Origin of the sequence: Winogradskyella forsetii, from assembly GCF_013394595.1 — a bacterium.
GTDB lineage: Bacteria > Bacteroidota > Bacteroidia > Flavobacteriales > Flavobacteriaceae > Winogradskyella > Winogradskyella forsetii.
Genome location: NZ_CP053348.1, coordinates 3,767,834 through 3,791,520, shown reverse-complemented (window position 1 = coordinate 3,791,520; position 23,687 = coordinate 3,767,834). Strand labels below are relative to the sequence as shown.

Annotated in this window: 17 protein-coding genes; all 17 read left to right on the top strand. The window is 34.3% G+C overall.

Translation table 11 applies throughout. The features are described from left to right. The first annotated feature begins 16 nt into the window (after window positions 1-16). The 17 genes from nrfD to HM987_RS16205 all read left to right on the top strand — a co-directional run bounded on the left by nrfD (window position 17) and on the right by HM987_RS16205 (window position 23,459). Window positions 17-1,750: an NrfD/PsrC family molybdoenzyme membrane anchor subunit gene (gene nrfD / locus HM987_RS16285; protein WP_179009081.1), complete on the top strand. Its 1,734-nt coding sequence runs from the start codon at window positions 17-19 to the stop codon at window positions 1,748-1,750. Window positions 1,751-1,758: 8 nt separating this feature from the next. Then, window positions 1,759-2,298, top strand: a complete 540-nt coding sequence (locus tag HM987_RS16280; protein WP_179009080.1) for a DUF3341 domain-containing protein — start codon at window positions 1,759-1,761, stop codon at window positions 2,296-2,298. Between the two features lie 91 nt (window positions 2,299-2,389). Beyond that, window positions 2,390-2,929 (top strand): c-type cytochrome, encoded by a 540-nt coding sequence (locus tag HM987_RS16275; RefSeq protein WP_229724486.1) that lies wholly within the window; start codon window positions 2,390-2,392, stop codon window positions 2,927-2,929. Between the two features lie 22 nt (window positions 2,930-2,951). After that, a complete protein-coding gene (locus tag HM987_RS16270) occupies window positions 2,952-4,343 on the top strand; it encodes a quinol:cytochrome C oxidoreductase (RefSeq protein ID WP_179009079.1) in 1,392 nt (463 codons plus the stop codon). A 24-nt stretch (window positions 4,344-4,367) separates the two neighbouring features. Then, on the top strand, window positions 4,368-5,426 hold the full coding sequence (locus HM987_RS16265) for a cytochrome c oxidase subunit II (protein WP_179009078.1): 1,059 nt from the start codon (window positions 4,368-4,370) through the stop codon (window positions 5,424-5,426). Between the two features lie 31 nt (window positions 5,427-5,457). Continuing rightward, window positions 5,458-7,254, top strand: a complete 1,797-nt coding sequence (locus tag HM987_RS16260) for a cytochrome c oxidase subunit I (protein WP_179009077.1) — start codon at window positions 5,458-5,460, stop codon at window positions 7,252-7,254. Between the two features lie 203 nt (window positions 7,255-7,457). Next, on the top strand, window positions 7,458-8,480 hold the full coding sequence (gene ruvB, locus HM987_RS16255) for a Holliday junction branch migration DNA helicase RuvB (RefSeq protein WP_179009076.1): 1,023 nt from the start codon (window positions 7,458-7,460) through the stop codon (window positions 8,478-8,480). Window positions 8,481-8,565: 85 nt separating this feature from the next. Then, entirely contained in the window at window positions 8,566-9,903 is a 1,338-nt protein-coding gene (locus tag HM987_RS16250) for a cytochrome P450 (protein WP_179009075.1), read from the top strand. 385 nt (window positions 9,904-10,288) lie between these two features. Continuing rightward, window positions 10,289-14,380 (top strand): hybrid sensor histidine kinase/response regulator transcription factor, encoded by a 4,092-nt coding sequence (locus HM987_RS16245; RefSeq protein WP_179009074.1) that lies wholly within the window; start codon window positions 10,289-10,291, stop codon window positions 14,378-14,380. 168 nt (window positions 14,381-14,548) lie between these two features. Beyond that, on the top strand, window positions 14,549-15,604 hold the full coding sequence (locus tag HM987_RS16240; protein ID WP_179009073.1) for a class I SAM-dependent methyltransferase: 1,056 nt from the start codon (window positions 14,549-14,551) through the stop codon (window positions 15,602-15,604). Window positions 15,605-15,631: 27 nt separating this feature from the next. Continuing rightward, on the top strand, window positions 15,632-17,554 hold the full coding sequence (locus HM987_RS16235) for a hypothetical protein (protein WP_179009072.1): 1,923 nt from the start codon (window positions 15,632-15,634) through the stop codon (window positions 17,552-17,554). A 22-nt stretch (window positions 17,555-17,576) separates the two neighbouring features. After that, window positions 17,577-19,595, top strand: a complete 2,019-nt coding sequence (locus HM987_RS16230) for a hypothetical protein (RefSeq protein ID WP_179009071.1) — start codon at window positions 17,577-17,579, stop codon at window positions 19,593-19,595. Window positions 19,596-19,611: 16 nt separating this feature from the next. Next, on the top strand, window positions 19,612-20,481 hold the full coding sequence (locus HM987_RS16225; protein ID WP_179009070.1) for a peptidoglycan recognition protein family protein: 870 nt from the start codon (window positions 19,612-19,614) through the stop codon (window positions 20,479-20,481). Between the two features lie 23 nt (window positions 20,482-20,504). Beyond that, the gene (locus HM987_RS16220) at window positions 20,505-21,176 is read left to right on the top strand and encodes a hypothetical protein (RefSeq protein WP_179009069.1); all 672 of its coding nucleotides are present in this window, start codon (window positions 20,505-20,507) and stop codon (window positions 21,174-21,176) included. A 61-nt stretch (window positions 21,177-21,237) separates the two neighbouring features. Continuing rightward, window positions 21,238-22,161 carry a tRNA epoxyqueuosine(34) reductase QueG gene (gene queG, locus HM987_RS16215; protein ID WP_179009068.1) on the top strand — a complete coding sequence of 308 codons (924 nt, stop codon included), beginning with the start codon at window positions 21,238-21,240 and terminating at the stop codon, window positions 22,159-22,161. A gap of 138 nt (window positions 22,162-22,299) precedes the next feature. Further along, a complete protein-coding gene (locus HM987_RS16210; protein WP_179009067.1) occupies window positions 22,300-22,884 on the top strand; it encodes a DUF4136 domain-containing protein in 585 nt (194 codons plus the stop codon). 44 nt (window positions 22,885-22,928) lie between these two features. Next, on the top strand, window positions 22,929-23,459 hold the full coding sequence (locus HM987_RS16205) for a fasciclin domain-containing protein (protein ID WP_179009066.1): 531 nt from the start codon (window positions 22,929-22,931) through the stop codon (window positions 23,457-23,459). The last annotated feature ends 228 nt before the right edge of the window (window positions 23,460-23,687 follow it).

Below are 23,687 nucleotides of genomic sequence, written 5' to 3'. Positions count from 1 at the left end.
AAACAAGTATATAATTATGGCGTCTCATTACGAAGCACCTATTAGAAGACCTTTAGTCACTGGCGAAAAATCGTATCACGATGTTACTATCGATGTAGCAAGACCAGTTGAAGGCAAAGCCAACAGAGCATGGTGGATTGTTTTTAGCATTGCTTTGGTAGCATTCCTTTGGGGAATAGGTTGTATTATTTATACCGTATCTACAGGTATTGGAGTTTGGGGTCTTAATAAGACCGTTAACTGGGCTTGGGATATTACTAACTTCGTTTGGTGGGTTGGTATTGGTCACGCAGGAACACTGATTTCTGCCGTACTCTTACTATTCCGACAAAAATGGAGAATGGCAATTAACCGTTCTGCGGAAGCCATGACCATTTTCTCAGTTGTACAAGCAGGTTTGTTCCCAATTATTCACATGGGTCGTCCATGGTTAGCGTATTGGGTACTGCCAATTCCGAACCAATTTGGATCCTTATGGGTAAACTTTAATTCACCTTTACTTTGGGATGTATTTGCGATTTCAACTTATTTATCGGTGTCATTAGTATTCTGGTGGACAGGTTTATTACCAGATTTCGCTATGTTGAGAGACAGAGCTGTTAAACCATTCCAAAAGAAAATTTATTCTTTAGTGAGTTTTGGTTGGTCTGGTCGTGCAAAAGATTGGCAACGTTTTGAGGAAGTATCTTTAGTACTTGCTGGTTTGGCAACACCTTTAGTACTTTCGGTACATACTATTGTATCCTTTGATTTCGCAACGTCGGTTATTCCAGGATGGCATACTACGATTTTCCCGCCTTACTTTGTTGCGGGTGCGGTATTCTCAGGATTTGCCATGGTAAACACACTTCTTATTATTATGAGAAAAGTGTGTAACCTAGAAGATTATATTACAGTACAACACATTGAATTAATGAACATTGTAATTATGATTACAGGTTCAATCGTTGGTGTTGCCTATATTACAGAGCTATTTATTGCGTGGTATTCTGGTGTAGAGTACGAACAGTACGCATTCTTAAACAGAGCAACTGGACCTTATTGGTGGGCATATTGGGCAATGATGTCTTGTAATGTATTCTCGCCTCAGTTTATGTGGTTCAAGAAATTAAGAACAAGTATTATGTTCTCATTCGTTATTTCTATTGTTGTAAACATTGGAATGTGGTTTGAGCGATTCGTAATTATCGTAACCTCATTACATAGAGATTATTTACCATCTTCTTGGTCTATGTTCTCGCCAACATTTGTAGATATTGGAATTTTCATTGGAACCATCGGATTCTTCTTTGTGTTATTCTTATTGTACTCACGTACATTCCCAGTAATTGCACAAGCAGAGGTAAAGACCATTTTAAAATCTTCTGGAGAACGTTATAAGCGTATAAGAGAAAACGGAGAGACACTTGTTGGAACAGGTGCAGATGATAGAACATCTAACTTTAAACTCCCTAAAACGACTACAGCTTCAAAACCTATGCAGAACGATGAAGAAAAGCTAGGTAATCTTTTAGAAGGTGTAGGAAGGTTTGATGCTGAAGTACAAACGCCAGACGATTTGAAAGTGATTAATGGTATTGGTCCAAAAATGGAAGAGGTACTGAACACATTAGGAATTTACACTTACGCACAAGTAAGTAAAATGACAAAAAGAGAATATGACTTGTTAGATGAAATCACAGGTTCTTTCCCAGGAAGAGCAGAGCGTGATGATTGGTCAGGACAAGCTAAAAACTTATTAAACAACTAATATAGTCTATGGAAGCTTCGAAAGTAATTCATGCTATTTATACAGATGATGATATCTTAATGTCAGCCGTTAAAAAGGTAAAGGCAGAAAGACATCACATTGAAGAAATATACACCCCTTTTCCAGTCCATGGACTAGACAAGGCAATGGGATTGGCACCAACACGTATAGCAATTGCGTCATTTATGTTTGGCTGCGTTGGTCTTACAGTAGCCATTGTAATGATGAACTATATAATGATTGAAGATTGGCCACAAGATATTGGTGGTAAGCCAAGTTTTAGTTATATTGAAAATATGCCAGCCTTCGTGCCGATTATGTTCGAGCTTACTGTGTTTTTTGCGGCGCACTTAATGGTTATTACCTTTTACTTAAGAAGTAGAATGTGGCCATTTAAAAAAGCAGAAAATCCGGATGTTAGAACAACAGATGACCATTTCTTAATGGAGATTGCCATACATAATAATGAAGATTCATTATTGGCACTATTAAAAGAAACTGGAGCTGCTGAAATAAATATTGTAGATAAAGATGAAGATGCACATTAATATGAAGATAGCCACAAAATATATTGTAGTAACAATAGTATTGGTAAGCTTTGCGTCTTGCCAAAAGAACTCGAGCCGAAACTACCAGTACATGCCTAATATGTATGAGTCTGTAGGTTATGAAGCCTATCAAGAAGCCAATGTTGATGTCGATGGTACAAATATTTTTGAATATGACATGGAAGCTAGATTACCAGCAGAAGGCTCTATTCCTAGAGGTGATTTTATGCCATTTGAAATTCCGAATACCAATGAAGGTTATGCTTTAGCTAAAGCCACCCTTAGTAATCCGCTTGCGGATCCTATTCCTTTAACGGAAACGGGTAATGTTGAACAAGATTCATCTAAAACTCGTGTGGATTATGCTAAAGGAGGTCCATTATACACCATTTACTGTGCTATTTGTCATGGTACTAAAGGTGATGGTAAAGGGAAATTAGTACAGCGTGAAAAGATTTTAGGTGTCCCTAGTTATGACGATGTTGGTAGGGCAATTACAACGGGCAGTATTTATCACGTTATTTATTACGGAAAGAATACAATGGGTTCTTATGCTAACCAATTGAATGAAGAGGAACGTTGGCAAGTGGTTGCTTATGTTGAAAAACTGAAGGCAGATTTAGAAAAGTAAGATTTAGATAAAGATTATATAAATGGAATATAAAATTTCAAATCGATTAAGAATAGGTGCTATCATTTTAATAGTTTTAGGACTGTTAGGTGTTGGTTACGGCTTTATGGATGCTCATCATTACGAAACTGTTGAGGATGTAAAAGAGCTATTAGCAAGTGAATCTCATCATGGAGACGCTCATGCTACTGAGGTACATGGAGAATCTCACGGCGAATCAGCATTGCATGTTGAAGGAACCGATGCACATGTTGATGAAGCACATGGAGCAGCTCATGCAGAGGAAGGTCATACCATGAGTCATGAAGAGCATGTATTGCATCAAATACATAATAGACCATATTCTGCATTATACGTCGCAGCTTTCTTTTTCTTTATGATTTCCTTAGGGGTATTGGCTTTTTATGCAGTTCAATATGCCTCTCAAGCAGGCTGGTCACCAGTATTGTTTAGAGTCATGGAAGGTATTACGGCTTATCTTTTACCAGGCGGTATAATTGTATTATTAATTGCTTTCCTTGCGGATAGTCATTTATTTATATGGTTAACGGATGGTATGACTACAAAAGGCAGTGATAATTACGATGCTTTAGTAGCAGGAAAATCAAGTTGGTTAAACAAAGCAGGTTTTTTTATTAGAGGTCTTATTTTCTTAGGAGGATGGTCGCTTTACCGTTATTTCTCTAGAAAGTTCTCTGTAGCACAGGACAACGCGGATATAAACGACAATAGAAACTTTAAAAAGAACTTCAGAATTTCTGCAGCATTTTTGGTATTCTTCATCTATACAGAATCAATGATGTCTTGGGATTGGATAATGAGTGTAGATCCTCATTGGTTTAGTACGTTGTTTGGGTGGTATGTATTAGCGGGTATGCTCGTATGTGGCGTTACAACGATTGCTATGATTGCAATGTTTTTGAAATCTAAAGGATTATTAGAACATGTCAATGACAGTCATATTCATGATTTGGCTAAATTTATGTTTGGATTTAGTATTTTTTGGACCTACTTATGGTTCTCTCAGTTTATGTTAATTTGGTATTCAAATATTCCAGAGGAAGTCACTTATTTCATCACGCGTATCGAAGATTATAATTTACCATTTTTCGGTATGATAGCAATGAATTTTATTTTCCCATTATTGTTATTAATGAATAGTGATTTCAAACGTGTGAATTGGTTTGTAGTCATGGCTGGTATAGTGATTCTTTGTGGACACTATATAGATATATTCAATATGATTATGCCTGCAACCGTTGGTGATAGATGGTTTATTGGAATTCCAGAGATAGGATCAATATTATTATTTGGTGGCATATTTTTGCTTGTTGTATTTACAGCGCTTGGAAAATATCCATTATTACCAAAAGGAAATCCATTTATTAAGGAAAGTGAACATTTCCATTATTAATTTTAAAAAAGAACAGATACGATAATGACTGCTTTATTAACGATTATAATTGTACTCTTTGCAGCTGTTGCCATATGGCAAATGGTAAAGATTTTTGATTTGGCTCAAGTTGGCACAACGAGTTCTCCTGTGGCAACCGACCACGATAACAATATCAATGGCTATATGATGATAGGTTTTTTGATATTTATTTATATCATAACCATTCTTAGTTTTTGGTATTTAGGTGATTTACCATTGGTATCTAATGCGGCTTCAGAACATGGGCCAGGGCTTGATAATTTGATGATTATCTCTATGGTGGTCATATTTATAGTACAAACTGTTACGCAATTTTTACTACATTATTTTGCTTTTAAATATAGAGGTGAAAAAGGAAAGAAAGCTTTGTTCTATGCCGATAATAATACTTTAGAATTTATTTGGACTATAATTCCTGTAATCGTTTTGGCTGGGTTAATCATTTATGGATTATTTACTTGGAATGATATTATGAATATCGACGAAGACGACGACCCAATGGTGATTGAATTGTATGCACAACAATTTAACTGGAAAGCGCGCTATAGCGGTGCAGACAACGTATTAGGAAAAGCTAATGTAAGATTGATAGATATAGATCGTGCCAATGTTTTAGGTATTGATGAAGACGATCCAAATGCGCAAGACGATGTTATTGTGACGGAACTTCATTTACCAGCAGGTCAACCGGTATTATTTAAAATGCGATCACAAGATGTGTTGCACTCCGCGTATATGCCACACTTTAGAGCACAGATGAACTGTGTGCCAGGTATGGTAACCCAATTCGGTTTTACACCTACAGTAACAACTGCTGAGATGCGAGAGAGTCCGGATATGGTGGAAAAAGTGAAGCATATTAATGAGCTTAGGTTAGAACGTAAAGCCGAGATTGAAGAAGCAGGACAAGAATTGGTTTATGAATTCGACTACTTATTATTATGTAATAAGATTTGTGGTAAGTCCCACTACAATATGCAGATGAAGATTATAGTAGAAACGCAAGAAGAGTTTGATGCATGGATGAAAGAACAGAAAACCTTTCCAAATTCATTAAATTAAAAGATTTTTTAAGAAATAGATAATAGAGATTATGTCAGCAACTATAGATACACACAGTCACGACGACGATCACGACGTACATCATCACAAGGAAACATTTGTAACAAAGTATATATTTAGCCAAGATCATAAAATGATTGCTAAACAGTACCTTATTACAGGAACAATAATGGGAGTTATTGGTGTTTTAATGTCTATCATGTTCCGAATGCAAATTGCATGGCCCGAACAGCCTAATGTTTTGTTCGAAGCATTATTAGGTAAATGGGCTCCAGATGGCGTAATGGATGCAGATATTTATTTAGCATTGGTAACCATTCATGGGACGATTATGGTATTCTTTGTCCTAACAGCAGGTTTAAGTGGTACTTTTAGTAACCTTTTAATTCCATTGCAAATTGGAGCACGGGATATGGCATCTGGGTTTCTTAATATGGTATCCTATTGGTTATTCTTTGTCTCTTGTGTAATAATGATTCTGTCATTGTTCGTAGAAGCTGGACCAGCTGCAGCAGGATGGACCATCTATCCACCATTATCTGCCTTGCCGATGGCATCAGGTGGATCTGGAATGGGTATGACGCTTTGGTTAGTGTCTATGGCAATTTTCATTGCGTCCTCTCTATTAGGTTCACTAAATTACATTGTTACGATCATAAACTTACGTACTAAGGGTATGTCCATGACAAGATTGCCATTGACGATATGGACCTTCTTTGTAACTGCTATTTTAGGTGTGGTTTCATTCCCGGTTTTACTATCTGCAGCCTTATTGTTAATTATGGATAGAAGTTTTGGGACTTCATTCTTCTTATCGGATATTTTTATTCAAGGGGAAGTATTACATTACCAAGGTGGATCACCAGTATTGTTTGAGCACTTATTTTGGTTCTTAGGTCACCCAGAAGTTTATATCGTTATTTTACCAGCCATGGGATTAGTATCTGAAATTATGGCTAGTAGTTCACGTAAGCCAATCTTTGGATATCGTGCAATGATTGCATCTATTCTGGCCATCGGATTTTTATCTACTATTGTTTGGGGTCACCACATGTTTATTTCAGGGATGAATCCATTCCTAGGATCTGTATTCACATTTACAACATTATTGATAGCGATACCATCAGCAGTAAAAGCGTTTAACTGGATTACCACGCTGTGGAAAGGAAATCTACAATTGAATCCGGCTATGTTATTTTCCATTGGTTTCGTTTCTACGTTTATTACGGGTGGATTAACAGGAATCATATTAGGCGATAGTGCTTTAGATATCAATGTTCATGATACGTATTTCGTAATTGCACACTTCCACTTAGTAATGGGTATTTCTGCACTTTACGGTATGTTTGCTGGTATCTACCATTGGTATCCGAGAATGTTTGGTCGTATGCTAAACAAAAATTTAGGTTATATACACTTTTGGATTACGGCAATTTGTGCTTACGGTGTGTTCTTCCCAATGCACTTTATAGGCATGGCAGGTTTACCAAGACGTTATTATACCAATTCAAACTTTCCACTATTTGATGATTTAGCCAATGCAAATGTGGTTATTACCGTATTTGCTATTATCGGAGGTGTTGCTCAAATTATTTATTTATATAACTTCTTTTCAAGTATTTTCTTTGGAAAGAAAGCAGAGCAAAACCCATGGAGATCTACTACATTAGAGTGGACGGCACCAGTAAAACATATACACGGTAACTGGCCAGGTGCGATACCTCACGTTTACCGTTGGTCTTACGATTACAGCAAGCCTGGACATGATGATGACTTTGTGCCTCAGAATGTACCGATGTTTGAAGGGGAAGAGGAATTACAGCATTAACAAGTTCCTGCGAATGCAGGAATCTTAGAACATAACAAATAGGAAAAGACCTTTGGACTGATATAACATTCCAAAGGTCTTTTTCGTTATATTTGCTTTAAGGTAAATTTTACTCGGTTATTTACCTGCAAGGTTTCAAAAACCTTGTAGGTTTTGGAAATAATATAACAAAATAAGAGATTCCTACCTTCGCAGGAAGTACTATGAACGAAAACCTAAATCCATACAACGATAACTTCACATCAGAAGAACTAGATGTAGAAAAGAAGTTAAGACCCTTAACCTTTGAAGATTTTACAGGACAGGATCAGGTATTGGAAAATTTACTGGTTTTTGTCCAAGCTGCAAATCTGCGAGAAGAAGCATTAGACCATACGTTGTTTCACGGCCCTCCTGGTTTGGGTAAAACTACCTTGGCACATATTTTAGCTAATGAGTTAGATGTTGGAATTAAAGTGACTTCAGGACCGGTTTTAGACAAGCCTGGCGACTTAGCCGGTTTACTTACCAATCTTGAAGAACGCGATGTTCTGTTTATAGATGAAATCCATCGACTAAGTCCAATTGTAGAGGAGTATTTATATTCTGCAATGGAAGATTATAAGATTGATATTATGATAGAATCTGGACCGAACGCCAGAACTGTTCAAATTAATCTTAATCCATTTACCCTTGTTGGTGCAACAACTCGTTCAGGTTTATTGACAGCACCAATGCGAGCTCGTTTTGGGATCAGCAGTCGTTTACAATATTACAAAACAGAATTGTTAACTTCCATTGTTCAACGTAGTGCTTCGATTTTAAGTATGCCGATTACCATGGAAGCCGCCATTGAAATTGCAGGTAGAAGTAGAGGAACACCACGAATTGCGAATGCGTTATTAAGGCGTGTTCGAGATTTTGCACAAATTAAAGGCAATGGAAAAATCGATATCGAAATCGCCAAGTTTGCTTTAAAGGCGCTCAATGTAGATGCCTATGGCTTGGACGAAATGGATAACAAAATCTTAACCACTATTATCGATAAATTTAAAGGTGGCCCAGTGGGTATTAGTACTATCGCTACAGCAGTAAGTGAGAGCACAGAGACGATTGAAGAAGTTTACGAGCCGTTTTTAATACAGCAAGGTTTCATCATGCGTACACCTCGTGGTCGTGAAGTTACAGAGCAAGCCTATAAGCATTTGGGAAAAATGAAAGGGCCTACGCAAGGCGGCTTGTTCTAAGAAAAAGCCGATTCAAATCGTCCTTTAGTTTGACAGTGCGAAGGATAGACAAAATTTCAAATCAAAAATAATGTAATTTTAAAATTTGAACCCAAAACAAAACATACCAACAGTTCCTCTTGCTCGATTTATAAAACATTCACTTGAAATTTTAAAAAACCCGTTACCATTTCATCATCAAAATTTTGAAGAACAGGGCGATGTTTTCAGATTGAAAATAGGCTTTAAAAATAGCGTCATTTTTGTAAGGGATGCGGCTTTTGCAGAATATGTACTTCAAAAAAATCAACGAAATTATACCAAATCTAAAATCCAGACCGAGGATTTAGTAAAATATGTTGGTAAAGGATTGTTGACATCAGAAGGCGACCATTGGAAAAAGCAGCGTAAACTTATTCAACCTGCTTTTCATAAAAAACAATTAGAGAATCTTTTAGGAAGCATTCAAAGTGCGATAGTTTCAGAATACACTAAAATTACGCCTAACAAAGTCATTGACCTATTTCCTATTTTGAATGATTTAGCGTTTCAAACGGTTGTAAAATCGTTGTTCAGTAGTGCGGCGAATCAAGAAGACATTAATAGACTTCAATATATTACCGAAGCTGCTCAAAAAATGTTGGTTAAAGAATTACGCCAGCCCTATTTGGGTTGGTGGTTCAATTTGAGTGGCGAAATTCAAAAGTATATTGATTTAACTCAAGAAGCACGTGACATATTGAAACGAATCGTTAACGAACGCAGAGCTTCGGCTGTAAAAGAACACGATTTGTTAGACATGCTGTTAGATGCCAAATATGACGATGGTACTTCAATGGAAGAAGAACAGCTCATTGACGAAATCTTAATCTTATTTACAGCAGGACACGAAACCACATCTAATGCATTAACCTTTGCCGCCCAATTATTGGCATTGCATCCCAAATGGCAAGAAGAAATTTACAAAGAAAGAATAGCCTTAAAATCAGAAAGTGACGATCTAATGGATTTGGTAACAAAGTCAAAAGTCTGTCAACAAATCATTGAGGAGACCATGCGACTCTATCCTCCAGCGTATTTTATAGATCGTGTTAATATTGAACCAGACACTTTTAAAGAATTGGACATTGAAGCAGACTCCAATCTCTTATTTTCTGTTTACGAAATGCATCGTCATCCAAAATTATGGGAACGACCAGACGCGTTTTTACCCGAGCGTTTTGACGAAGGTTCTCGAAAATTCTCATCACAATATTTTCCATTTGGCGCAGGCCCTAGAAAATGCATCGGTAATAATTTTGCGATGTTTGAAATGATCATTGCAGTTTCAGAATTAGTTTCAACCTATAAAATTCATCCAGATTTTGATACCATTGAAATCACACCTTTGATTACTTTAAAGCCAAAAAACGCATTTTTAAAGTTCGAAAAAAGAGCGCTTTAAGCTATTCCCTTATAATCCAGTCATTTTATCGAATTAACGGGCACTCGGTTTATTTTAATTATATATTTAGTACGTTCGTCTGTTTTTAAGATGCCCTTCTATAAATTCTAATAGATTTGGGAGGAAATAATCAATTCTTTATACAAAGCGTTATTTGATAATGCATTCCCGAATATGGCAATAAGTGAATGCTATACCAAACGTAATGCTGGCTTAGCAATTGCGGCTTATAAGTTGTAATTAAAAACAAGACATAGTTTAAGTTCTTTAAGTGTATACCATACTTAATCATCACTTCTTAGATAGTAATATTCATTATATTCTTATCAGCGTTTACATTTAAAAAATCACTAATTTTAAAATTCAATAATTAATTGATTTAAAAGTGGTTATTAATTACGGTTTTATAGTTGCAGCGCAAAATTTTAAAATATTTTGCCTCTTTATAATTACGCTGTTTTTTTCTTCAACCTTTGCACAAACTTATCCAGATTTCCATAGTATTAAATACTACACCTTAGAAGATGGCCTGTCTCAAGTTTCAACAAATGATCTTTTACTGGATAAATCAGGCTTTATATGGATAGCTACACAAGATGGTTTAAATCGGTTTGATGGTCATGAGTTTAAGCATTTTAAGCACAAAGCAATCGACTCGACTACCTTATCGGGAAATCTTACCAATAAATTATTACAAGACACAAAAGGAAATATTTGGATAGGAACAATTGGAAATGGACTCAACTATTTTAATCCATTTAAATCCGTGTTTCACCGAATTAAATTAGAGCACTCTAGGAATGAAAATGAAATTATTTCAGCTTTAGCTGAAGATGATAACGGCGCAATTTGGGTGGCATCACGAGTGAGCGGTTTGCACAAAATTGAGTATGAAGATACAGGTACTTTTAAACAAACTAATTTTTTATACAAACAACCTTTAAGCGCTTTACTACATGATAACCAAAAGAATTTATGGGCAGGCGATTTTGAAGGGAATATTTATAAACTTGATACAACAGATGGGAAATCATTTCAAAATAGTGTTGAAACCGTCGTAAAAGGAAATGTTCAATCCTTATATAATACAGGAAAACATTTGCTTATTGGGAGTGATTATGGGTTTTTTATATATGATTTTGAAACTAAAAAAAGCCATTTAGTAGAGCTCGAATTTTCTGGTATTTTTGAAACCAAACATGTTCTTGCCTTTTTACAACATGAAGCTGAAATGGTCTGGATCGCAACAGGAAATGGGCTTTACCTTTTTGATTGGAATCAGGAAAAAGTAGTTAAGAAAATCCAATATTTAGGAAATGGAGACAAGGGATTAAGCAATAATACAGTTCAGGCATTATTGAAACTTTCCGATAATAAATTACTTGTTGGCACAGCAAATTATTTGAACCTAATTGATTTTAGCAAACCGTATTTTAATAACATTTCCAAAAACAGGAAAGGGCAACACTTACTAAATGATAACGTTATATTTTCAATTTTAAAGGATGGCGATGATTTATGGATTGGAACTTCGGATGGAGGACTTAATTTAATAAGAAATGATAACACTTATTATTTAACTGAAGACGAAAATAATCCGACGAGTATTTCGGGAGCTGTGGTAAGAGCTATTGCAAAGGATGAAGAAAATAATAGAATGTGGTTCGCTACAACTAGGGGACTTAGCATGCTAGATTTAAACGATTTTAATCCCAGTAATCCTAAATTCATGGTTTTCCATCATGATCCAGAAAATCCGAACACGATAAATGGCGATTTTTTAAAAGATATAGTTTTAGATAAAAACAATAATATTTGGGGAGCCACTTATGGTCACGGTATATTTAGACTAGAACTAGATAGTAACAATGAGGTCAATGTATATCGTTATCAAAATGAAAGTGATAATGGAAATTCGTTAAAAAATGACTTTACAGATTGCATATTAGTAGATAAACAAAACAATATTTTGGTTGGTGGTCAAGGCGGATTAACTAAACTAAGCTTTTCTGAACCTAATTATAAAACTCCAAAATTTGATAATTACTATAAGAATTCAAGCCTACAAAAATCACTCTCCCATAATTCTGTTTATGATATATTAATTGATGAGAAAGAACGAATTTGGTTAGGGACAAGGTATGGTCTAAATCTTTTTTTAGGGAACAATGAATTTGAATCGTGGACAGAACAAGACCAATTCCCTAATGCTGTCATTTATAGTATTCAAAATGATACCTCTGGCAATCTTTGGTTAGGTACAAATGATGGACTAGTTAATTATAATCCTGAAACTGATATTTTTGCCCATTATGGAGTAGAAGACGGTATCCAGAGCAAAGAGTTTGACATTCATGCAAGGTATAAAGATTCTGAAGGTATCATTTATATGGGAGGCATTGGAGGTGTGACTTACTTTCAACCTAGCGACCTTAAAAATATAGATGATCCTAAACCCCTTTATTTTTCTCAATTAAAAATAAAGGACGAAATAATTAAACCAAGTTATTCTAATAATATACTTGTTAATTCATTGTCTGAAACTAAGGACTTAAAGTTTAAACAGAACCAATTTCCATTTTATCTACAATTCTCTGCAATAGATTTTCGTCTTCAGAAGAATATAAAATATGGCTACAAGCTATTGCCAAATGATAAAAATTGGAACATGCTTGAAGATAAAAAAATTCAATTTTTAAATCTGCCGTCTGGTGATTATAAACTTCAAGTTAATGGATTTTCAAGGGGGGAAATATGGAACCAACCGCCTTTAGAAATGGATTTAAAAGTCCTGCCGCCACTTTGGGCAACTTGGTGGGCTTATGTTTTGTATGTGCTTGTTTTAGGTTATATAACGTATGTCTTCTATAATTTTCAATTGTCTAAAAAACTAGCCATTGCAGAACGTAATAAACTTAAAGCACTAAATACCCTAAAGAGTAACTTATATACCAATATTACACATGAGTTTAGAACACCTCTTACTGTGATATTGGGTTTAAGCGAAACCATAAAAGATGATCTTAACGCGCAAAATTATGACACCGCTAATGAGGCAATAGGCATTATTGAACGTAATGGTAAAGATTTGCTTCTGCTTGTAAATCAACTGTTGGGTCTAAGTAAAGCTGAAAGTGGAACGATGGAATTAAACCAAATCCAAGCAGATATTATTCCTTTTTTAAGATATATCTGTGAGAGCTTTCAATCCTTGGCAAAAACAAAGCATATAGACATCACAACCTATTTTGAAACCGAAAGTCTAATAATGGATTTTGATGATGATAAACTTCAAATTATTATATCTAATTTATTATCAAATGCTATTAAATTTTCTGAGGATAGCGAGAAAATTATCTTCCATGTGAATAGTGAAAATATTGATGAGGTTGAATCTATGGTGATAAAAGTAAAAGATTATGGCGTTGGAATCCCTGAAAAAGCGATAGCACATATTTTTGATCGCTTTTATCAGGTTGAAAATTCGTATTCAAAAGCAGGAAAAGGTACAGGGATTGGTTTAGCACTGACCAAAGAATTAGTGATGCTTATGAATGGGGAAATTTCAGTAAAAAGTACGGAACGAAAAGGTACTGAGTTTAAGGTTATAATCCCTATCACTCGAAATTCAAAAACTTCGAGTGAAAACTTAACCAAACCACTGGATGTATTAAAAGAGGGAAATGTTGAACAAGAATGGTCATTGCAACTTTTTGATACTGACGTTAACCTGCCAAAAGCTTTAATTATTGAAGATCATAAAGATGTTGCTTATTATTTGAGATTGTGTTTACAAGACAAGTACCATTGCATTTTTGCGAATAATGGAAATTTAGGATTGGAAAAAGCATTTGATACCATTCCAGATATTGTAATTTGTGATGTCATGATGCCTGAACGAGATGGTTTTGAGGTGTGTAAGTTATTGAAAACTGATGAGCGCACAGATCATATTCCGATTATAATGCTTACTGCAAAGACCTCCGAAAAAGATAGACTTGAAGGTTTGCAACAAGGGGCTGATGCTTATTTGACTAAACCATTTTTAAAAGCCGAATTACTAACTCGGTTAGATCAGCTCATCATTCTTCGTAAGCGAATCACACAATCCTTTGCAAAAAATAAATTTTCTCAAATATTAATTTCTAAAGATACTACTCCCGAAACAAAATTTCTTCAGAAGGTCATTCAGATTATTCAAAGTCATATGGATGATCCAAATTTAGGATCCAGACATATCGCTCAAAAAATGCGTATGAGTGAATCTCAAATTTACAGAAAGCTAAAAGCTATAACAGGAAAGTCTACGGCAGTGTTTATTCGTTCTGTACGTTTAGAAAAAGCAAAAGACCTCATTCAAAGCAGCGAAAAATCTATTTCTGAAATCGCTTATGAAGTAGGTTTCAATGACCCATCTTGGTTCAGTCGTGCATTTAAAGAAGAGTTTGGTCAATCTCCTAGTGCAATACACAGATAATTGATTATCAAATAATTAAAAAGTTAAAGACTGAATTTTTGACCATATACTGCTAGTCTTTTTTAGATTTGCATAAATAGTTCTTCTCCATAAAAAAATAGTGAAAGTCACTTCATATTTCCATACCTAGTTTAGCATCAAAATCAGTTAATCTCAAAACTTTCAATTATGGACATTAATGAAAACAAGTTAAACACACTTTTAGGCAAAATGGTTACCGAAATGGGAGCCGCAGCAATTGGACCACTTATTATTATTGGTGATACACTGGGGATTTATAAAGCAATGGAAGCAACAGGTAGTGCAACCTCTACAGAACTTTCTAAAGCATCAGGCGTAAACGAACGGTATTTAAGAGAATGGTTATCTGCGCATGCTGCTTCAGGGTATATTGAGTATAATGATACCGACGAAAAATTCACCTTAACACCAGAACAAGCCTTTGTATTTAGTAATCCGGATAGTCCAGTATTAATGACTGGTGCTTATTATGCCATATCCTCTATGTATCATGATGTACCAACAATGCAAAAAGCATTTAAGTCTGGCGAAGGCGTATCTTGGGGAGATCATCACAGTTGTTTATTCTGTGGTACAGAAAAATTCTTTAGGCCATCTTACGCTACAAATTTGGTACAGACTTGGTTGCCAGCTCTGGATGGTGTGGTAGAAAAATTACAAAAAGGAGCAAAAGTTGCCGATGTAGGTTGTGGTCATGCTGCCTCTACAATGATTATGGCAAAAGCATTTCCAAATTCAGAATTTATAGGTTTCGATTTTCATCAAGGTTCAATAGATCATGCCGCTTTACATGCCAAAGAATCTGGATTGGATAATATTTCTTTTCAATTAGCAACAGCAAAGGACTTTCCTGGTCATGATTATGACCTCGTCACTTTTTTCGATTGTCTACATGATATGGGTGATCCAGAAGGTGCTTGCGCCCATACGGTAAAAGCATTAAAACCTGATGGTTCTTGTATGATTGTTGAACCGTTTGCTAATGATACTTTAAAAGATAACATCAACCCTGTTAGTAGGGCTTTTTACTCGTTTTCAACCTTATTGTGTACGCCAAGTTCTATGAGTCAAGAAGTAGGCTTGGCATTAGGTGCTCAAGCCGGTGAAAAACGATTAAGTGAAGTGGCGCTAAAAGGAGGCTTTAATCACTTTAGAAGAGCTACAGAAACGCCTTTTAATTTAATACTTGAGGCTAGGCTTTAAGAATATAAATTTTAAATCATTATCAAAATGGAAAAATTAAGAAACGAAAAAAGGAAATATTTTATCAAATTAAAGGTCTTCAACACAATATGCATTGTGTGTTTTGTTATTGGAGTTCAAACTTCATTAATAGCACAAGCTAGTTTAGCTGCAGAAAACAGAATTGATGATTTAGTAGTAATAACGGATGATGGTGAGAAAAAAACCTACTCAGTTTTTAGAGATGCAGAAGAAACAGATCAATATTATTATGTACCTAATGAGGCTCGAGTTACTACAACTATTAATAAAGATGGAAAAGAATTTCCAGATCTTACATTGTTACGCTATCAATATGATCCATCAGATGGTGGTCCAACACAACAAGGAGGTATTATACAAGGCACAATGACTATGGCGGCAGAGCCAGAGGTAATTGAATTTATGAAAGCGTATATATTAAAAAAAGCAAAGCTAACTGGATTTGGAAATAAAATAGGCGCAATCAAATTAGCAGCAATGCCACTTGATAAATGCGAATTTGAAATATTTACTGATAAAGGACTGTTTTTAGGAAACCCTGATACTAATACAGCTTTTCAAGGACCATTAATTGTTAATCAAAAAATGGGCTTTAGTTTAAGTTTGAATGAATTAGGTGCAGCTGTTATATCAGAACTTGCAACAGGAAAAGGAGGTGTTTTAATTAGTGTTTCTATAAAGTACAATGGCTTAACACCACCTTGTGGATTTAATATTACAGGAGAATGGGAGAGTGTTTATGAATATTACCAGAAACAAACAAAATTAGAAGGTGGGATAAGTTTGGGGCCAATTAAGTTAGGAGGCAGTAAAACAAGGGAAAAAATAATTGAAGATCTTAACGAAAATACTGGTGTTGAAGTGAAAAGAATAAAATGTGGCGATCCTAAAAATGCTACTAATGAATCTTTGGAAGATGAACATTTTGAACGATTGAAACTTAAAATAGAAAATGTGGTTTTGAGTAAGGAATATAAAACAAAAGAGGCACGATTAACCGAGTTAAAATCACTGTATGAAAGCACCAATGATGAAGGTGTTAAAAAGAAATTGTTAGACCAAATTACTATTGGTGAGAAGTCATTAAAAGCAGGATATCAAAACTCAGTAAAAGATATAAAAAACAGAAAAACAGGCAAAATCTCTTATGATTCTGAAACTCAATATCTAGAATCTCGTGAAACTACTTTCTTTGGAATAATAGGCTTTTCAAAGTTTAATATGACCGAAGAGGAACTAAAAGAAAATGGTCATATTATAGATATAAATGCTAATGATACATTCCCATATATAGCAATAGGGTTGCAGGATATAAACCTGAACTACGACCTAAGATCATTAGCACTAGACATAATTTATATAAATAGTGAAGGTAACAAAAATAGCTTAGCCTGTACATGGACTCCAGAAAAAAAGTGGACTAATCTTAAAGGTGTTAGTATAGACTATTTAAGATTCAATTTGATAGGTGAAAAAGATATTGAAAGACGAAATGAACCTAAGTTTAATATTAAATTACAGGTTAATTCCAACCTACTAAATGGAGATTTTACTATAGAAAAAGAAGTGCAACTGGAAAAGGGAAATAAAAACATGGATGGCATTGGTCAAATCACTAACCAGTTATCAATTGATGGTAGCAGCTTATCATTTTATAAAATCACAGGTGATAATTCAGATTTAGATATGGCTGAAGTTACGCTTAAAATAGGTGATTTAAATTTTAAAAAAGCTATAAAACCATATGCTAAAAATGGCATTTATGGTGAACCAAAACCTATTGTTTTACTAGTGCCCAAAGATAATGTATCAATATCTAGCGAAGTAAATTTTATAACTAAGAGGGAAGAAATAAAAAAAACAGCACTCATAGAAATAGCTGAAAACACATTGCGAGATTTGCAGTGGAGAACTTTTAATGATGAGTAGATTTAATGCTAAATATTACAACATGAATAAATTTCTAAATTATATAGTCTTATATTTTTGTCTATTAGGTTCAGTCACTTTGTTGGCCCAAAAAGCAAAAGATAAAAGAGCAGTATTAAAAAACGAGACAAAGGTTATTAGTAAACTGCCTATTAGAGTAATGAATACAAATACGCCATTCACTCGTAAAGTTATGTTTAGATCAGATAAATTCGTTTGGGTTTATACATCAAGTACAACTATAGGACATTGGGAACGTCAAAAGGTTGACGAAAAGATAAAATTCGCTCAGTTAAAAAAAAAGAATGGGGACACATTATACCGTGTAAATTTTCCCAAGTATAAAATTTACAGTGAAGCGGCACGACACTCCACAACAATTCCTAAAAAAGCATTTGAGGTAGAAAAAATTGAAGAGCATCCCGAATGGATTTCAAAAAGTGGAATTCATGTAAAATCTAAAGGCGATAAATTGGAAATGAAAGGTGCTCTCGGAAAAACTAACGTCTATTACCTCAAGAATATTAATCTATTAAACTTGAGTTTTGCAGGTTACAATAAGTATGGTTATCCAGAAACGGATATTGCGAACACAGATCATATTATAGTAATAGATACTTTACAGATATCTCCTGATAGCTTCGGTTTTATGAATATTCAAAGACGTAATAGAGGTTATATTAAGATTATTGCTAACTGTATCATTTACGAGAGTCCAATAAAGATTTATTCTGTGGAAAATAAGGCTGATTTCGTTTTCTCTGCGGATAAATTCTTTTTAAAGTCACCTTATAAGGATTTAACAGCAACGGAGCTCAATACAGAGCTTCCTTTTATTTGGAAAACTGATACAAATGTTGAGGCTTATATCGATCCGTTTGCTAAAAATGAGAAACTTTTAATGAATAGGCTCATGATAACATTTATGATTCAAATATATACTGATTTACAAAACCCTAAAATTGATAGTTGGTCTAAAGATGATTTATTAGCAAAATTTCAAACCTATAAAGGTAGAGTTAGTACTCCCGACTTAGTTAATGACAATTCTTATTCAGAAGTCTTCCATACGATGTGTAATAACTTCGAGACCAAGTATGATATTGATAAAATGGATATCCATAGAACTATTAATAATCTCGATGTTTTGGTAGATGGTGATGTAGATAAATTGCCAAATACACCTTTTAAATATTATGCCATCCCTTCAAAGGCGACCCTTATGCCAGTTAAAGATCCTAATACTGGAGAGCAGAATAAATTAGGCAATTTATACTACAAAGCTACCGGCGATTCAAAAATGTCAGTAACTATTGAAACGAAGTTGGGATACGATGCTATAAAATTTGCTGAGGCAAATCAAGTATTAAATGAAAAGGGGGTGATTTTAGAAAATAATCCACCAAAAAAGGTAATATCATTTAGTGAACAACCTTTAAAAGCAAATGGTGAAACCATAGGTAGAATACTACCGATTAGTAATCAAATTTTGCGTTTTGAGATTGACCTTCCCGATGAAAATTTAAGCTTGATAAAACTATTCCTACAGACTAATAATACTTTTGATTTATACTATAAAGACAATCAAGGTCAAAAAGAAGGTGTTCAAACAATTTCTCTCGAAATTCCAGAAAAGATTTTAAAACAGTTGGATTTTACTGATTTGCTAAATGAGTTTAGTGTCATTGAAATTAATGCAATGACGGTCACGGATACTATTTTAATAACGAGCAATTTATGGCCGGTTTTAGAGCCTCCAGGAGAAGGTGCTTTAAATTATATTGAAATAACCTTAGCATTTTTGTTTGAAGATAGGACAGTATTTTATCAGCCAGAACGGTTCTCGTCACATTCTGTCAATGGTTCAAAGAAAGCCCTAGAATTTGTGAAATATTCAGATGATTATAAAATCATAGTATCAGGTACCGCATACTATGAATTTGGACAACGAGACATTATAAAAAAAAACATCTTCACCAATATGGATGAGAATATAATTCTGCAAGAAAGCATGTTTAAAAATAACAGTTTAAAAAATTAAATTTAAAAATAGTATCATGAAAATAATTATAAAACTCATTTTAGTACTTTTTATAACGACTAGTTATAGCCAGTCTCAAGCAATAAAAGAATTCTCTATAGAAAACCAAAAATTCTTTGGGTCAAAGCTTTCACAAGCAGAATACCTATTGCATAAAGTGAAACCAATGGGAATACTTGATAAAAATGACCCAGAGCTGCCTCAATTTATTACAATGCTCATGAATGATCCAATAGAAGTATTATCTATAGGAGAGATTGATATGTACTTACAAGATAATGATATGGATTATTCTAATATAGGAGGTTCTATTCAAGACTCTTTATCAAGAAATAAAAAAGGTACAAGTGCTAAATATTTTGTAATACATGATACAAGCACACCTAATTTTAAAAATAAAGATTTTCCAAAAAATATTAATGATGATACATGGGAACAAAATGATGTTGAAGTAAGATGGAAATATAAAAAAGGGGAAATAAGAAAAGGCCCACATGCATTTATTGGTCGAACTGGAAAAATTTTCTTTCCAATTGATTTCTCTGTTCCATGGAGAGCAACCGGATTTGAAAATAAAGTGTTGGATAAAGCAATTTCAAGAGGGTTGTTTATACACATAGAATTGGTACAACCTAGAAAATCGAAAGAAGGAAAATGGAAAGATAATGACGTCGTATCTCCAGACCCTGGATTTACACAAGAGCAATACGATAAACTAGCTTTATTATACATCTGTGCTTCTGCAAGATCGGGGAATTGGTTAATCCCAGCTTATCATGCCGTTTTAGATCAAGGATTTAAAAATGGACATGACGACCCTCAAAATTTTGAGCTAAATGAATTTAGTGATAGTATAGAAGCTCTGGTTAAAGAACTTAAAAATTAAATATAAACCTAAATTAAACAATTATGAAACAAAAAATCATGCTAATATTTGGAACCATACTATTTATGTATGCTAGCCAATTGAATGCGCAAGAAAACCAACACAATGAAGTTGCTTTTGCATTTACAATCAATGATCTAAATGATAAGCCATTAACAGGAGAGATTTCAGTCTCTATAGAAGTTACTAGAAGTGGTGATTTTACATATATGTCAAATTTATTTCTCGGTGCAGGCAACGTTAGAACAACAGAAATTCTAAATATGCAACCTGGAGAATCAGGGACTATTATGATTACTTATAATCCAGCTGAGGAGCCTCGAAATATTTATACAAATACATCTATAGTAGATAGTATTCAGTTTGTCTCCAATACCATACATTTTAAACTTCCTGAAAACAAAGAACTTCTTTTTAATATTTCTTTTGCAAGCAAAGAATTTGAGGTGATCTCTTCAACTAAAACAGGAGCGTCCAAGGCAGTTACTAATTCAAAAGAGCTATCCTCATCAGTAAAAGCCTATGGTGAACTTGAAGCTTCAGCTTGGATCGTAACAGCTAAAGCTGGATATGAAAATGAAGATATTGAATCAAAGACAAATGCTATTATGGACACCGAAATGAATGAAAATGAAAAAGCAGTGAGATACTCAGTTAAAGCAGCGACAGGAGCTTTAATTATTGAACAAAAGTGAAGCAGGATTTAATGAGAAAAAAATCAAAATCAAGACAATTAAATAATAGTAACTTTACGCTGTGAATAATAAACAGCAATACACTGAACTTATTAAAGCCGAAGCCAAACGCCTCGGCTTTTTATCTTGTGGTATTAGCAAAGCAGAGTTTCTTGAAGAAGAAGCTCCAAGATTAGAGGCGTGGTTAAACAAGAATATGAATGGCGAAATGCGTTATATGGAAAACCATTTCGATAAGCGTTTGGATCCCACTTTATTGGTGGAAGGTTCAAAAAGCGTAGTGTCTTTATTGTTGAATTATTACCCTTCAGAAGTTCAGATTGAAGACTCTTATAAGTTATCAAAATATGCTTATGGAACAGATTATCATTTCGTTATTAAGGACAAATTAAAATCGCTTCTGCATTTTATACAAGATGAAATTGGCGAGGTTCATGGTCGTGCTTTTGTAGATTCGGCACCAGTCTTGGATAAGGCTTGGGCTGCAAAATCGGGTTTAGGCTGGATAGGTAAACACTCCAACCTATTAACGCAACAAGTTGGTTCTTTCTATTTTATAGCCGAATTGATTATCGATTTAGAATTAGACTACGATACACCAGTGACCGACCATTGCGGTACATGTACAGCTTGTATAGACGCCTGCCCAACAGAAGCCATCACAGAACCTTATGTGGTAGATGGCAGTAAATGTATTTCGTACTTTACCATAGAACTCAAAGAAAATATTCCAACAGAATTTAAAGGTCAATTTAACGATTGGATGTTTGGTTGCGACATCTGCCAAGACGTTTGCCCTTGGAACCGCTTTTCCAAACCGCACAACGAACCCTTATTCAATCCACATCCCGAACTTTTGGATATGACCAAAAAAGATTGGGAGGAGATTACAGAAGATACCTTTAAAAAAGTCTTTCAAAAATCGGCGGTAAAACGAACCAAATTTTCTGGTTTGGAACGGAATATTAAGTTTCTTAAAGATTAGCCCAATTTTCAAACCGTTATCTTACCCTTAACACCATTTTAACCACCAAATATGCATCTGCGTTAAGAAAATCTTTAAAACAGAACATGTTTTAGACCAATATCATTTAAGTTATTAGGGAACATAAAAAAGATGTATATGAAGACTTTAAAAATAATGGCCTTAGCTCTAATAACTACCCTTTTTGCATGTGGGCCAAAAATAACAACGGAAAAAATGGGTACAACAGATTTGAGCAATTATAAAACGTTTGCTTATCTCCCTAACAGTAACTTTGATGACTTTGAGAAATTCGAAAATGACAACAATGTAGGAATGTCCGTAATTGAAAGTGTCAATCAAAACATGAAGAATCAAGGTTATACTATAGAAAGGAACAATCCAGATTTGTTGGTATTGCTGAGTACATCCACAGATATTGAAAAGACGGTGGATCAAGATCCAGTTTATGCCACATATCCTCGATATTATAATAGAAGGTATCCTGTAAGTCCTTATTATCAAAGTTATTACTTCAATAATTACTATAACTACACTGAATTAGTAGGTTATGAAACGGATGTCAATAAATATAAGGAAGGCATGTTACTCTTAAAACTAGTGGACACAGATAGTAAAAATGTGGTCTGGGAAGGAAAAGCATCAGATCTTATATTTCAACAAAATGAATCAGAGGCGATATCAGAATTTGTCGATGATATGTTTGACGAATTCCCCAAATAGTAAAAAAGAAAAAATTAATTATTAACTATTAAACAAATATTATTATGAAAACAAATAACATAAAAAATTTACTCTTGGTAGGAGCGTTAATGCTAATAAGTACTTTAGGCTTCAGTCAAGATACAATGGCACCTCTTGCAGGTGTAGAAGACACAAAAGAATACAAAACCATAGATTTAATTTATATGGATAAGGATCTCTCTATCTTTGCAAATTTATTGACCCTGTCTGGTTTGGACGCTTCCTTGAAAATGACAGATAAAGAACACACCTTGTTTGTGCCCACGAATGAAGCTTTTAAATATATGACCGTAAATAAATTTGCGGAATTAACCAATCCTAAGAATAGAGCGATGTTGGTTAAATTCGTAAACAATCATTTTATAAGTTCAAAAATTGAAAGTTACCGACTTACAGGAACCAAAATATTGGATTTAGGCGGTGAAAATAAGATAGAGATTGCTGAATCAGGTAATACGACATTTATAGGAGGCGCAAAAGTGATCGCTTCAAATATTGAAACGGCTAATGGTTTAGTCTATGTTGTTAATGATTTGGTGAACATATCAGAATAAGTTAAATTTAAGAGCTACTAATAAAGCAATCGTCTTGGATAAGAAATCTGGGACGATTTTTTTTGTTTAAAACTCCTATCATTCATGATGTAAATATTATAAATCAAAATTATTATTGGAATTTTCTAAATTAGGAAAACTATAAAAATGAAATTGACCAACATTTTAAACGCTTTTAGACTTTTAATCATATAATGAACCTGTTTAGCAGTTATGCAAGACTTATTT

Excerpts from the sequence above, each read along its gene's own strand:
- HM987_RS16270 (WP_179009079.1), top strand. The coding sequence starts at position 2,952 with ATGGAATATAAAATTTCAAATCGATTAAGAATAGGTGCTATCATTTTA.
- HM987_RS16205 (WP_179009066.1), top strand. The coding sequence starts at position 22,929 with ATGAAAACAAATAACATAAAAAATTTACTCTTGGTAGGAGCGTTAATG.
- HM987_RS16260 (WP_179009077.1), top strand. The coding sequence starts at position 5,458 with ATGTCAGCAACTATAGATACACACAGTCACGACGACGATCACGACGTA.
- HM987_RS16280 (WP_179009080.1), top strand. The coding sequence starts at position 1,759 with ATGGAAGCTTCGAAAGTAATTCATGCTATTTATACAGATGATGATATC.
- HM987_RS16240 (WP_179009073.1), top strand. The coding sequence starts at position 14,549 with ATGGACATTAATGAAAACAAGTTAAACACACTTTTAGGCAAAATGGTT.
- nrfD (WP_179009081.1), top strand. The coding sequence starts at position 17 with ATGGCGTCTCATTACGAAGCACCTATTAGAAGACCTTTAGTCACTGGC.
- HM987_RS16230 (WP_179009071.1), top strand. The coding sequence starts at position 17,577 with ATGAATAAATTTCTAAATTATATAGTCTTATATTTTTGTCTATTAGGT.
- HM987_RS16275 (WP_229724486.1), top strand. The coding sequence starts at position 2,390 with ATGCCTAATATGTATGAGTCTGTAGGTTATGAAGCCTATCAAGAAGCC.
- HM987_RS16225 (WP_179009070.1), top strand. The coding sequence starts at position 19,612 with ATGAAAATAATTATAAAACTCATTTTAGTACTTTTTATAACGACTAGT.
- ruvB (WP_179009076.1), top strand. The coding sequence starts at position 7,458 with ATGAACGAAAACCTAAATCCATACAACGATAACTTCACATCAGAAGAA.
- HM987_RS16235 (WP_179009072.1), top strand. The coding sequence starts at position 15,632 with ATGGAAAAATTAAGAAACGAAAAAAGGAAATATTTTATCAAATTAAAG.
- HM987_RS16265 (WP_179009078.1), top strand. The coding sequence starts at position 4,368 with ATGACTGCTTTATTAACGATTATAATTGTACTCTTTGCAGCTGTTGCC.
- HM987_RS16220 (WP_179009069.1), top strand. The coding sequence starts at position 20,505 with ATGAAACAAAAAATCATGCTAATATTTGGAACCATACTATTTATGTAT.
- HM987_RS16210 (WP_179009067.1), top strand. The coding sequence starts at position 22,300 with ATGAAGACTTTAAAAATAATGGCCTTAGCTCTAATAACTACCCTTTTT.